A 12,934-nucleotide genomic window follows, 5' to 3' on the forward strand; every position below is an offset into this window, starting at 1 on the left:
TTTCCCTTTGCAATCGATCAAATAGTTTTTTCGTCCCTTAAACTTTTTCCGGTTCAGGATAGGACTCTCCAAAGGTTTCCACTGTAATGGATTTGATGGTCTGCTCTTCATAAGGCCGGTCGCTGTAATCCCGGCTGACGTTTACAATGCGGTCGGCTTCCTCCATGCCGGAAATCACCTTGCCAAAGGCGGCATACTGCCCGTCCAGGTGTGGGGCGTCTTCCACCATGATAAAAAACTGGGAACCGGCGGAGTTGGGATTCATGGCGCGCGCCATGGAAAGGACGCCGCGCGTATGCTTAAGGTTGTTTGGGAAACCGTTTCCGGAGAACTCTCCTTTGATGCTGTAGCCGGGCCCGCCCATTCCGGTGCCCTGCGGGTCGCCACCCTGGATCATAAAACCGGGGATGACCCGATGGAAGATGGTGCCGTTGTAAAAACCCTTCCCAGCGAGGGAGACGAAATTGTTCACCGTATTTGGAGCAATTTCCGGATACAACTCGGCTTTGATAACCCCTTCATTGGTTTCAATTGTGATAATGGGATGCTGCATAGTGCTCTCTCCTTCCATTGACCATTTGCACGATTCTTTATACCATATAGAGAGGCCGGATGGCCTCCCGTTTGAACAGAAAACGCCTTGCGGTTTCTGTTATGGTTTCATGTTCTCCTAGGCGTTGGAAGGCGGCGAACTTTCTGTGATGCCGGATTTCATTTGTGCCAGGAGATACCGTGAAGATATTATAACGTGCTTTTCCGGAATCATCAAGGCGGCGCCACTATTTTTCGATATAGAAAAGGATTTTCTTTTTTCGAGCCCCTATGCTATAATGGAAAAAGCTTTTGGAAAGCTATGACTTGGAAACAGGACCGATTAGGGATTGTCTACCAAGGAGAAAGAGGCTTTCCTTTTTAGGAAGACCGTATCAAACCCAGAGGTTTTCAATTTGCTGGAGAATGGTAAAAAATCGTTTTTCCGCGTTAATAGCGTTAATAGATACCTCTAACGCGGACGGATCATAGGAATCGAAATGCTATCAATGAAAGGGAAGATGTATGTTGAAATTGATCTCCTGGAATGTCAATGGCCTGCGGGCTTGTCTAAATAAAGGGTTTTTGGATTACTTCCACGCGGCAGACGCAGACGTCTTTTGCCTCCAAGAGACGAAAATGCAGCCGGACCAGGCGCAAATCGACCTGCCAGGCTACCAACAGTACTGGAATTCTGCGTTAAAGAAAGGGTACTCTGGCACGGCAGTCTTTACCCGGCTGGAACCGCTTTCGGTACAATATGGGATCGGTGCGGAGGAGCACGAAGGGGAAGGGCGCGCAATCACCCTCGAATTCCCCGATTTTTATCTTGTGACCGTGTACACGCCCAATGCACAGCGCGAATTGGCGCGCATTGATTACCGCATGGAATGGGAGGACGCCTTCCGCGCCTATGTGAAAGGGTTGGATGAGAAGAAGCCGGTGGTGATCTGCGGGGATATGAACGTAGCGCATCAGGAGATCGACCTGAAGAATCCAAAGACCAACCGGGGGAACGCAGGATTTTCCGACCAGGAGCGCGGTAAGATGACCGAACTTTTGGACAGTGGTTTTATAGATACCTTCCGGTGGCTACACCCTGATCTCACGGGAGCTTATACGTGGTGGAGTTACATGTTTCACGCGAGGGAAAAGAACGCCGGTTGGCGCATTGACTATTTCTTGGTTTCGGAACGGCTGCGTGACCGGGTACAGGCCAGCGAGATCCATGCCGAGGTGATGGGAAGCGACCATTGCCCCGTGGAACTCCTTCTGCAAGATGCATCCGGTGGGAAAAGGCTCTCTGTATAACAAGTTCATGGCAGATCGGTAGAAAAATAGCCGGGGGCCCTTTATTTTAGGACCGTCCCGGCTGTTTCATCGATGAACAGCGGCTGACGCCGGATGGATTTATTCGGCGTTGCCATCTTCTTTTTTCTTTTTTGCCGCATCGAGTTCACTTAGAATTCGTTCCACGGTGGTGCGGCGTGCATCCGCCTCAATGGAAAGTTCAATTGCCAGGCGGGAAAGACCCGCTTCCCCTTCTGGTAAAGCGGACTCTACGCGCTTGCAGACATCCTGCAACGCGGTACTCTGTGCAGAGCAGAACCGCTCATACATATTGGCGCTGCTGTTGTCCTCCAATAGCCCTTTTAGAAGCATATCAATGTCGGGGATGGCAAGCACCGGTTTTAGCATGCAGATGACCGTCAGCATGGCCAAATGTTCGCGTGAATATTTCTTCTGTTCCGGGCGTGGAAGCACGCCGTCCTTGACGTAATTATTGATCATGCTGGAGGTTAGCAGGTTGGTATCCTCCGTGCGTGCCAATGGCTCCAATTGCTTATTCATATAGGTCAGGACCTGATCCATATACAGATAGATTTCCGGCAGGCGGTCCCAATCCACCGGACGGTATTGTTGAATTTGTTTGATCCATTCTTGGACTCGGGCGGCAGCTTCGCTCATAGAAACTCCTTTCTAAAAAATGTTTGTAACGGAATGCGGGTCCTTTAGGACCTTCCCGAATGGGCAAGCATCCCATATACAAACAATTATGTGGATTCGTTCTTTTTTTGATTTAGGTAACGGCTGGGGGGAACCCCCATGTGCCGTTTGAAAACACGCGAAAAATACAGCTGATCGGAAAAACCAGTGGAATAGGCGACCTCTCCCACGGAGAGATTCCCTGCCTTGAGAAGCGCAGCCGCCTTGTTGATTCGGTAGCGCATTAAATACTCGTTCGGCGGCATGGAGACATGCTGCATGAAAATGCGGTATAGGTGGCTGCGGCTAATACCAGCGCTCTCTGCAACGTCCTCGATGTCGATGTCTCTCGAATAGTTGTAGTCGATAAATTTGATGGCCTTTTGTACGTACTCGTACCCTGTTGTCCGCTGCGTAGAGGCGTTCCCTAAATGATCGATTAACTCTGCCATGAAAAGGTAGAGCCCTCCCAGCATGCGGGCTTCGGCAGCAGGGGTGGAACCGGATACATTGCAAATATCGGTTAACAGGCCCTCTAGCTTGCCATCATGTTCATAATGAAAGACAGGATTTTCTTCGTTTAACCCCGTTTGATCCACCAGCTGTTTGGCATCGCTGCCATTGAATCCCACCCAGCAATATTCCCATGGTTCTTCCGTATCCGCGGCATAGGAGGCCACACAGGACGGTACGACCAAGAAGCCGTCCCCGACGGAAAGATTGTATTCATTTCCTTTAACAGAAAAAACGCCGCATCCAGAAACGATATAATGAATTAAATAATGATCGCGGATTGCGGGTCCCCAGCTGTGGCCCGCGGCGCAGCGCTGCACACCGCAACTGTACACCGCAAGCCCCAAATTGTTGTGGTGGGGCACCTTAAAGGAACGCCGGAATTCTTCGTTCGTCATGCCAATCCCTCCAATGAAACGCGGGTGTTGGGTATTTCTATTATAATTCCTCGGGCGCTTTTGTGCAATGACTCTGTGGCAATTATCGAAAAAGAAAACCTAAATTATACCAAAAATTCATTGAAATTGGTCTTGTTATCGGTTATAATATGAATTGTTATTTATGAATTTTTTAATACATAGTAAATATATTGTTTAAAATTGAGATATGCCAGATGTAAAGCACTTAAAGGGTGGTTTGTTTTTCGATCCACCTTATTGTATATTATCTTTAGGAAGAATGGGGAAATTCAAATGGATCCACAAAATGAAGCATTGCTCTCATTAACAATACTGTTGACCGGCCTTGTGGTGGTATTTGCCGTATTGATCTTTTTGATCTTGATTATCAATGTCTATGGCAATATCATTTACAAGGTAACGCAAAAGCGGCACAAAGGAAAAGACAAAACAGAAGATGTTCGTGCGCCTGTTTCTGCACCGGAACCTGCTCCCATTGAGGTAGAGGAGGGAATCCCCGGCGAGGTGGTTGCGGCCATTTCTGCAGCGGTCTATATGACATGCGGCGATTCCGCTCCCGTGATCCGTTCCGTTAAGCGTGCTGCCACAAATCCGCGTTCCCTTTGGGGGGAAGCGGGCAGGCTGGAAAATACACGCCCCTTCTAAAACAATGATTGATTATGTAAGGAATGTTTTTGTAACGGACAGGCCATTCAGCCTGACACAATTTGAAAAAGAAAGGGCTGACATTTTCAGTGCAAATTATCAATGAATTTGTAAATTCCATTTTGGATATTTTGAGAAGTTCCGGTTTTATGACCAACGATTGGCGCAACTATATCATGATCGGAATTGCCTGTATCTTGATCTACTTGGCGATTAAGAAAGAGTTCGAACCGCTTCTGCTTTTGCCAATTGCGTTCGGTATGATGATGGTAAACCTGTATCCAGCGATTATGGCCGAACCGACAGCCACGGCAAACGGAGGCTTATTCTACTACTTATATCAGGGCGTAAAACTTGGTATTTATCCGCCTTTGATTTTCCTGGGGATTGGCGCCATGACAGATTTCGGCCCCCTGATCGCCAACCCGAAGAGCTTTTTGCTTGGAGCTGCCGCGCAGTTGGGTATCTTCCTGACCTTTATCGGCGCGATCTTTATTGGGAATCTTGGTATCCCGAATTTGTCCTTTACGGCACAAGAAGCTGGTTCGATTGCGATTATCGGCGGCGCAGACGGCCCGACGGCAATCTTTGTGACATCCAAATTGGCCCCGCAGCTCTTGGGGCCGATCGCTGTAGCGGCGTATTCCTACATGGCCTTGGTCCCGATTATCCAACCCCCGATTATGAAGGCGTTGACGACCAAGAAAGAGCGTGCGGTGGTTATGGAACAGCTCCGCCCAGTTTCGAAGCTGGAAAAGATTTTGTTCCCGATCATCGTTACCATCCTGATTTCCCTCTTACTGCCCGATGCGGCAACGCTGGTTGGCATGCTGATGCTGGGCAATTTGATGCGCGAGAGCGGCGTTGTTTCCCGTATTGCTAACACTGCGCAGAATGAATTGATGAATATTATCACGATTTTCTTGGGCGTGACGGTTGGTGCAACGGCGAGCGGTGAAGTTTTCCTGAGCCCGCAAACCATTGGCATTATTATCCTGGGCCTGTTGGCGTTCTGCTTCGGCACAGCTGGCGGCGTGTTGTTTGGCAAGCTGATGTTTATCGCCACAAAGGGTAAGGTAAACCCGTTGATTGGTTCCGCAGGCGTTTCGGCGGTGCCGATGGCGGCGCGTGTCAGCCAAAAGGTCGGCCAGGAGGAAAATCCGGGCAATTTCCTGCTGATGCATGCAATGGGGCCGAACGTTTCCGGCGTAATCGGTTCGGCGGTTGCGGCAGGCGTGTTGATCAGTATCCTCGGCTGATGAAATTTGAAAACGAAATAGGTGTTGAACGAACTGTACCCGCACACTCTTAAAGCGTGCGGGTATTTCATTGAGGGGCACAGTTGTGCTCTGTCTAGGACGTTAGGAGTAAAGATCATGAAGGAACAGACAGCAAATGCAATTTTACAGTGGAAGAAAGCGGTCATGGAGCGGGAGTTTTCCCGGATGAACAGCCGCCAAAAAGAGGCGGTGTTCCATACGGACGGCCCCCTGTTGATCCTGGCTGGTGCGGGAAGCGGAAAGACAACGGTTTTGGTCAACCGCATTGCCAATTTGATCCGCTGGGGCGGGGCATATCACAGTACAGCGCTGCCTCCGGAACTTTCGCAGGAGGATTTGGATCTGCTGCAAGCGGCAGCGGAAGAGGGACGGGCTCTGCCCGATGCGATCCGCGAGCGTTTGGCCGTGGAACCCTGCCGCCCTTGGCAGATTTTGGCCATCACTTTTACCAATAAAGCGGCCGGGGAATTGAAAAACCGCTTGGAGACGATGTTGGGACCGGCCGGGGGCGACATCTGGGCCTCTACCTTCCACTCGACCTGCGCCCGGATGCTGCGCCGGGATGGGGAGCGGCTCGGCTATACCAGCCACTTTACGATTTACGACACCGATGATTCCCGCCGCTTAATCAAGGATTGCCAAAAGGCGCTCAACATCGACGATAAGGTTTTGTCCTATAAATCCATCCTTGCGGCGATCTCCCGCGCGAAGGACAATTTAATTTCCCCAAAGGAATACGAACAGCAGGCGGGCAGGGACAACCGGCTGATCCTGCTGGCGCAGGCGTACAAGCTGTACCAGCAGCGCCTCAAAGAGGCAGATGCCATGGACTTTGACGACCTGATCTGCAATGCCGTGCGGCTGTTTGAGGAATGCCCGGATGTGCTGGAATATTACCAGGACAAGTTCCGCTATGTGATGGTGGATGAGTACCAGGACACGAATCACGCACAGTATATGTTTGTGAAGCTGTTGGCGCAAAAGCGGCAGAACCTCTGTGTGGTGGGCGACGATGACCAGAGCATCTATAAATTCCGCGGGGCGACGATTGAAAACATCATGAGCTTTGAAAAAAGCTTCCCGCGCGCGGCGGTGATCCGTCTCGAACAGAACTACCGCTCCACGCAGAATATCCTGGACGCGGCAAACGCGGTGATCTCCAACAATACGGAGCGCAAGGGGAAGACCCTCTGGACGGAGAACCCTGCGGGCGCAAAGATCGCGGTACACACGGGATACAACGAACAGGATGAGTCGGATTATATTGCCAAGAAGGTTTTGGAGGAGGTAGCCGCCGGCCGGAAATATTCCGATTTTGCCGTGCTCTACCGCATGAATTCGCAGTCGAACATTTTGGAAAAGATGTTCGTGAAGTCCGGCGTGCCGTATCGGATTATCGGCGGCTTGCGCTTCTATGAGCGCAAGGAGATCCGCGACATGATCGCCTACTTGAGCGTCATCAACAACCCCACAGATGAAATGCGCTTGCGCCGGATTATCAACCAGCCGAAGCGCTCCATCGGGGACAAGACCATTGCACAGGCTTCCGAGATTGCGGCTACCCTGGGCGAATCGCTGTTTGATGTGATTTGCCACGCGGATTCCTACGAACCGCTCAAACGTACGGCGCCGAAGCTGCTCCAATTTGCAGAGCTGATGCAGTCGCTCATCGAGGCCTCCAACGACCCGGATGTCAGCCTGAACGATCTATACCATCTCATCTTGGATCGGACGAATTACATCGAAGCGCTGAAGGCCGCCGAAAACGACGACGCGCAGGACCGCATCGACAACATCAACGAATTGTCTTCCAATATCATCAAGTATGAGGAGGACAACGGGGACGAGGCAAGCCTCTCCGGGTTCCTCGAGGAGGTCTCCCTGATGACGGATATCGACAACTTCGACGAAACCGCGGATACGGTGGTTATGATGACCATGCATTCCGCGAAGGGCCTGGAATTCCCCGTGGTGTTCCTCCCGGGGTTTGAAGAGGGGATTTTCCCTGGGTTGCAGGCGATTTACAATCCGAATGAAATCGAGGAAGAGCGCCGCCTGGCTTATGTGGCGATCACGCGCGCCAAAGAGGAGCTCTACATTCTCAACGCGGAAAGCCGTATGATCTTTGGCAGCACCTCCCGCAATAAGCCCTCCCGGTTCATTGCGGAGATCCCGGAGGAGCTGATCGAGCGTTCGCGGACGCGCGAATGGAAAAAGCCGAAGCCCGGGATGGTGCTTCCCACCTCTTCCTATGAGGCGCGGGTGGTGTCCGCCAATGCAGCGCGCCACTTTGGGCCTTCCAGCCTGGAACAGGGCCATGCGCCGTCGGAACCCCTGCGCGTGGGCGACCGCGTGTCGCACCGCACCTTTGGCGAGGGATGCATCCTCACCGCAACGCCGATGGGCAACGATACGCTGTTGGAGATTGCGTTTGAACAGGTTGGAACAAAGAAATTGATGGCCAATTTTGCCCGGCTGACCAAATTGAGTGGAAACCAGTGAGCCCCTTTTATGATGCTTTGCACAGCGAAAAGAACGGGGAGGGGCTGCGGCTTCCCTCTCTTAACAAAGCGCTCCGGCGGCTTTGGGGGTTGGAACCCTACCTGCCGGATGATGTGCTTTCCATAAAAGAAACCCGCCGTTTGATGGGGTGGGCGTCAAAAACACGAGCCTGTGAGGTCTTTTCCCCACAGGCTCGTATTTTATGCTCCGACATACGGAGCGATGCAAACGTTTTAGTCGGAACAGCTGGGTTTGCGGTTGCGGCAGTCGCAGCCACACCCGGTTTCGCCCACCTTGGGCGGGAAGAATTCATCCGTCGGAAATTCAATGCGGCGGAACATATCGCACGGGTTGTCGCTGGTGGTGACGCACTCCTTTTCCGGGATGCAGAAGTCATAGGCCGGGATCAGCATCTGGACGTTGCGCACAATCTGCACAATGGTGAATACGCCGATGGTGACATAGACATTGCGGCAGGTGTTGGTTTCGAACTGGCCGCCAAAGCGCTGGCAGATGCTGTCCGGGATGCGGCAGCACGCGTCGCAGCAGCCCATCGGACGGTCACAGATGCGCGCAGAGAGGCCGATCGGCTCCGCGACCTGCACCGTGGCCTTGGGTAGGACCCGGCCGCTGGTGAGCTGGGCGTCCACCTCATCGCAATTCAAGTCGGAGCTGAACATCTTGACGTTGCCCTCGCTGCCGAACAGGATGACCTTCTTGTTAAAGACGGATACGCCGCTGACGATCACCGGGCCGCCGCTCGGCAGGGAATAGACGTCCAGGCAGACGTTGAAGAAGAAGGTCATGTCGATCGAATAGAAGCCTTTGTTAAAGGGCACGGGCTCCAGGTCGAGATAGACCGTGATAACCTCCACATTGCGGATACGTACATTGGTTGCTTGTTCGATCAAGTCGTGCTTATCGGGCGTGAAGTAAACGCGGAGGTCCTCTAAGCAGTCTTTATCGCTGCAACTATCGTAGATGCGCATAGCGTCGATGCACACCGCTTCTTTGAAATTCCCGCCTGGTTCCTGCGGCGTGGAGTTGCAATTGTTCTCATCCATGGTAAAAATCCTCCTTACATCTGAAAAGTCGGGAAAAAGAACCCGGCGCGCGGCGTTTCAGACGCACGCACAACCTTGTTTCTCCCTAACAGTTTATGGCAGGCCGCTCTTTTTGCTACTGGAATATTTCAAAAGAAACAGAAGGCGGATGCGCCGGAAGGCAGGCGCCGCGCGGAGCCAAGCGCCATGGGCAAGCGGGCACGCAGATGCAGGGGATGGAGGCGGCGGGCAAAATCAGGTGGGGCGGATATCAAGGAAAAGCCGCACACAGAAAAAGAGCAGTCATTCAAAAATGACTGCTCTTTTTGTCCCCTGTCGGGGTGTTGGTTGTGTTTCATGAACATTCCGAAAGCGATCGCAGGGATGTCCTTTCCGTCCCCTGGCGGGGTATGGATTGTTTCAAAATAGAATTGCTGTAGCAAGACAGTATTACAATGATTTCTCGTCCCCTGGCGGGGCGTTGATTGTTTCGTGTTATGAAAATTCGGCAGTGTGAGCTAGTTTCCGTCCCCTGGCGGGGCAGTAATTTTTTCATGGTGCAATGTCTAAACGAGATGCCTCGCATATTTCCGTCCCCTGACGGGGCGTTGATTGTTTCAATGCCATGAGAGATGAGGCAGACATCCACTCCCATTTCCGTCCCCTGACGGGGCGTTGATTGTTTCGATCGTCAACAGCGTCATCATGCCGTTGCTGCCATTTCCGTCCCCTGACGGGGCGTTGATTGTTTCGCGAATGCGAGAAAGGAGGATGCCCGATGAAAATCGATTTCCGTCCCCTGACGGGGCGTTGATTGTTTCAGCAAATGTGCATAAATTTCCTCTATGCTTTTTGCCAAACAAATCAAATACATTTTTATTATAACATGCGTTTTGCTTCAAGTAAAGCAAATTTGCATAAAATTATCCATGAAATCCATCGCTCTTTTGTAACGGCATCGGTGCGAAGCGGCTGAAACTGGGCGCCGCTTACCCCTCCCAACAGACAGCTTCGCACTTTGCAGCCCTCTCTCGGCTTGCGGCTTCCGCTCTCCGGGTTCAAGCTTTCCCATTGGCGCATCCCCCTTGTTCCGCGTGGTGCAAGGTGCAAAATTGCTGCAAAAAAAGGATGCAACTAGGAAAATTTTATTAAGGAATTGCAAAAGATGACAAATTGTGCTAAAATAACAAAAACAGACGCTTGAGCCGATGCGTTTTTGTGGAAAGCTCAGCGGGGGAGGAGGTCTTATGGAACGAGAACGGTTTGCGTGGAAATGCCTGCTGCATGCCCTGCGGCCGTATGGCCCGCCGGAGGTGTGGCAGTCGTCGTTTGGGCCGGACATGGAGACGGCGCTTTCGGAGGAAGAACAGGCGCTTTTGCGCCGGGCGTCCGGGATTGTCGTTGGCACGGCCAAGCTGGATGCATCCGAGGGCGGCCTGCTTTCCATCTTCGACTTGCTGGACGGAGGGACGCCGTGCCGGATGTTCCGTCCGGATGCGGTGGAGCGCTTCCAATGCCCGGCGGAACAGGCTGTCCGCCCAGCCGAAAAGCGGGAGTGGATGCAGCGCTGCCTGGACGAGCTGAAGGCGGCGGACGGGCGCATCGAACCCGCCCTGGAGGTTTGCAGGCAGCAGCTTTCCTATTATCCTTCCGGCATCCCAGGGGTATCCCTGTATCAGAAGGCGCGCCTGGAGGTCTGCCTGGCGTGCTGTATGCGCGAAGCGGGGCTGGAATCCCCGTTCTTGCTGGTCTCCTGCGGCTTGCCGGGGATTCAGAAGTTTTTGTACACGATTTCCGGCAAAGGGGTTTTGAAATCCCTGCGGAGCCGGTCGTTTTATTTGGATTTGCTGGAAGAACATCTGATGACGGAATTGCTGGACCGGCTGCACCTCTGCCGGGCGCACCGGCTGTATGTGGGCGGGGGGAGCAGCTATGCCGTCCTGCCCAATACGGACCGCACGCGGGAAACCCTGGAAGCCTGCCTGCGCAGCGTCAACCAGTGGCTGCTCAAGCGCTTTTCCGGCGCGCTGCAATTCCTCTATGCCTGGGAGCCCTGTTCTAGGCCGCAGCTCAAAAACGAGGGCGGGACAGCTTACCAGGAGATCTTTGCCCGGCTGGAAAACAAGCTGAACCAAAAGCGCAACCGCCGGTTTGACGCCAGCGGCTTGACATGGCTGAATTCCCAGAAGATGAGCGACCCGGAGCGGGAATGCCGGGTCTGCGCGGGCAGCAGCCTGCCGCTGGATGGGGACGACCTCTGCCCGGTTTGCCGGGAATTCCGGGATAGCTCTTCCGGCCTGGCTGCCACGGGAAAGGTGGCGGCCGTCTGCCGAGCGGTTTGGGAAGAGGGCGGCACGCCCCTGACGCTTCCTTCGCTGGATGGGCAGGATTGGTTTGTCTATATGATGGACCGGGCACAGGCGGACCGCCTCCGTGCAGAACAGCCGGGGACCGTCGTCCGCGTTTATGCGCCGGGCAGCGGGGGCAATGCGGATATTCCGCTCCCGCTCGGCGCTTATGCATATACGATCGATGAAAAAATGGCGACGTTTGAGGGCCTTGCGGCGTGTTCCCAGGGCATCCGGCGTTTGGGCGTCCTGCGGGCGGATGTGGACAACCTGGGACGGGCATTCGTCAGAGGGTTCCACCGGCGTTTGCAGTCCGGGGAAACCGGTTCCGGCCTCCCTCTGACGGCGTCGCTCTCGCAGCAGTTGACGCAGTTTTTCAAGGTCCACTTGCAAAAGATTTTGCAGGGGACGGAGGGACCGGTCGATCCGTTCCACCTTGTGTGGAACGAAGCGGGCAAGCGTTCCCCGCGCAAGGCCATCGTGGTCTATGCGGGTGGGGACGATCTCTTTATTGTGGGCGCCTGGAATGAAATTGTGGAACTGTCGGTGGACCTGTACCGCGCGTTCCGGGGCTTTACCGGGGGCCGCTTGACCTTTTCCGCCGGGATTGGCCTGTTTTCCCCGCACTATCCGCTCTATGCGATGGCGGAGGATACGGCGATCTTGGAGGACGCAGCCAAGGGGATCGACGCCGGGAAAAACGGCCTCGCCCTGTTTGGCTTGGAGCTGCTGCCGGACGCCGGTGGGACGGTGCGGCATGTGGCGCGGCACCTGTACCATTGGGATACCTTTATCGAAGCGGTTGTCACGGAAAAGCTCTATTTGTTGGAGCGCTATTTTGAAATGGACCGGAAGGAACAGAACGGCCGGGGGAGTTCGTTTCTTTACCGTCTGAAGAATTATGCGGAGCAGTTGGAACGAACCCCAGGGCAAACGATCAACGTGGCGCGTTTTGCGTATCTGCTGGCCCGGATGGAGCCAAAAAAGGACAAGCGTGAGCTGTTCGATTTGTATCATGAATTTTCGACAAAGCTGTATCAATGGATCAAGGATGCGGAGAGCCGCAGGCAGCTGCTGACGGCGATGGAACTGTATTTGAGCTTGATCCGGACATCACAGGAGAAAGGGGAAGAGCAACCATATGGCGAGTGATTGGAAAGACGCGCTGGGAGGTTTGATCGGGAAGACCCCTGAAGAGGTCGCTCGGACGCAGCGGCAGCCCGCCGGCCAGAAGGCGTCCTCCGGCAAGGAACCGCCGGCATTTTTCAGCAGGGACGATTATGTAGATTTGGCCGATCAATGTATGCAGCGGCTGGGAAGGCCCAGTAAAAACAAATGGAATAAGGAAAATGAAATCAAACGAAATTATGGGGAGCTGACCAGCAGCCAGATGCGGAATCTCTTTGCGCTTGTTACGCGGCTCTACAACCGAGTGACCATCGGCGGGGAGATCACCCCCGCGGACATCGGGAGCATCAAGGTGCGGATGGTGTACGATGCGGGACGGAAGGCGGATGTGCAGAGCTTTTTGCAGGAGTCGGGGCTTTTAAGGGGCCTCGACTTTATCGGCACGGATAAAGGGCGCTTCCTGCGGTATGCGCGCTATATGGAAGCGTTGGTTGCCTACCACTATTATTACACCGATAAAAAGGACTAAAGGGGTGGAA

The 12,934-nt window shown here is 53.5% G+C and carries 10 protein-coding genes; 6 read left to right on the forward strand and 4 right to left on the reverse strand.

The features are described from left to right. Window positions 1-37: 37 nt before the first annotated feature. Entirely contained in the window at window positions 38-553 is a 516-nt protein-coding gene (locus I2E77_RS01060) for a peptidylprolyl isomerase (protein ID WP_087230177.1), read from the reverse strand. Between the two features lie 506 nt (window positions 554-1,059). Here I2E77_RS01060 and I2E77_RS01065 point away from each other — a divergent pair. Further along, window positions 1,060-1,842, forward strand: coding sequence for an exodeoxyribonuclease III (locus tag I2E77_RS01065; protein ID WP_087230339.1), 783 nt, complete (start codon window positions 1,060-1,062; stop codon window positions 1,840-1,842). Window positions 1,843-1,941: 99 nt separating this feature from the next. On the opposite strand, the gene I2E77_RS01070 is transcribed toward I2E77_RS01065, so the two are convergent. Then, the gene (locus I2E77_RS01070; RefSeq protein WP_191395225.1) at window positions 1,942-2,499 is read right to left on the reverse strand and encodes a DUF1836 domain-containing protein; all 558 of its coding nucleotides are present in this window, start codon (window positions 2,497-2,499) and stop codon (window positions 1,942-1,944) included. Between the two features lie 86 nt (window positions 2,500-2,585). After that, complete coding sequence (locus I2E77_RS01075) at window positions 2,586-3,428, reverse strand: AraC family transcriptional regulator (RefSeq protein ID WP_191395226.1); 843 nt, start codon at window positions 3,426-3,428, stop codon at window positions 2,586-2,588. A 294-nt stretch (window positions 3,429-3,722) separates the two neighbouring features. On the opposite strand from I2E77_RS01075, the gene I2E77_RS01080 reads away from it, so the two are divergent. The 3 genes from I2E77_RS01080 to I2E77_RS01090 all read left to right on the forward strand — a co-directional run bounded on the left by I2E77_RS01080 (window position 3,723) and on the right by I2E77_RS01090 (window position 7,876). After that, entirely contained in the window at window positions 3,723-4,094 is a 372-nt protein-coding gene (locus tag I2E77_RS01080) for an OadG family protein (protein WP_087230186.1), read from the forward strand. Window positions 4,095-4,183: 89 nt separating this feature from the next. After that, window positions 4,184-5,353, forward strand: coding sequence for a sodium ion-translocating decarboxylase subunit beta (locus I2E77_RS01085; RefSeq protein WP_419761397.1), 1,170 nt, complete (start codon window positions 4,184-4,186; stop codon window positions 5,351-5,353). 117 nt (window positions 5,354-5,470) lie between these two features. After that, complete coding sequence (locus I2E77_RS01090; RefSeq protein ID WP_195450436.1) at window positions 5,471-7,876, forward strand: ATP-dependent helicase; 2,406 nt, start codon at window positions 5,471-5,473, stop codon at window positions 7,874-7,876. A 233-nt stretch (window positions 7,877-8,109) separates the two neighbouring features. Here I2E77_RS01090 and I2E77_RS01095 read toward each other — a convergent pair whose 3' ends face one another. Then, a complete protein-coding gene (locus I2E77_RS01095) occupies window positions 8,110-8,940 on the reverse strand; it encodes a hypothetical protein (protein ID WP_237966629.1) in 831 nt (276 codons plus the stop codon). Window positions 8,941-10,166: 1,226 nt separating this feature from the next. Here I2E77_RS01095 and cas10 point away from each other — a divergent pair. Both cas10 and csm2 read left to right on the forward strand, forming a co-directional pair. Then, window positions 10,167-12,419, forward strand: coding sequence for a type III-A CRISPR-associated protein Cas10/Csm1 (gene cas10, locus I2E77_RS01100; RefSeq protein ID WP_195450437.1), 2,253 nt, complete (start codon window positions 10,167-10,169; stop codon window positions 12,417-12,419). Next, the gene (gene csm2 / locus I2E77_RS01105; protein ID WP_087230194.1) at window positions 12,409-12,924 is read left to right on the forward strand and encodes a type III-A CRISPR-associated protein Csm2; all 516 of its coding nucleotides are present in this window, start codon (window positions 12,409-12,411) and stop codon (window positions 12,922-12,924) included. The genes cas10 and csm2 overlap by 11 nt, the downstream gene beginning before the upstream one ends. Window positions 12,925-12,934: the final 10 nt, after the last annotated feature.

The organism is Anaeromassilibacillus sp. 1001302B_160321_C8 (genome assembly GCF_015554745.1).
Lineage (GTDB): Bacteria > Bacillota > Clostridia > Oscillospirales > Acutalibacteraceae > Anaeromassilibacillus > Anaeromassilibacillus stercoravium.